Raw genomic sequence first — 350 nt, 5'->3', positions numbered from 1 at the left:
CATATAACCCCAAGCAATCTGGTTATACTGTGAAGACGACATTCGCCGAAAATTCGAATTTCTCAACTAAGAGAACTCACAAATTTTACCTTAGCCTGATCCGTTACCAGTGAAAGTAACGTTCAGCCTATCTTTCTATCACATACCCAAATTTTTAAAGAACGATCTAATCAAAAGACTAGAAATCAATATTCTCTCGGAATATTCATTTCTAAGCTTTCAGAGCAGTTTATATGGTGGAGCCAAGCGGGATCGAACCGCTGACCTCCTGCGTGCAAGGCAGGCGCTCTCCCAGCTGAGCTATGGCCCCATAACAAAATTGGTGGGTCTGGGCAGATTCGAACTGCCGA

1 tRNA gene is annotated in these 350 nt (G+C 43.4%); it reads right to left on the bottom strand.

From position 1 onward, the window contains the following. Positions 1-234 precede the first annotated feature (234 nt). Positions 235-310: transfer RNA gene (locus V6F91_RS27255), tRNA-Ala, on the bottom strand. Positions 311-350: the final 40 nt, after the last annotated feature.

It is taken from the genome of Pseudomonas koreensis, from assembly GCF_036668835.1.
GTDB lineage: Bacteria > Pseudomonadota > Gammaproteobacteria > Pseudomonadales > Pseudomonadaceae > Aquipseudomonas > Aquipseudomonas koreensis_I.
Note: the sequence above shows the minus strand (reverse complement) of the source record. Positions and strands in the feature narration are given on the sequence as shown.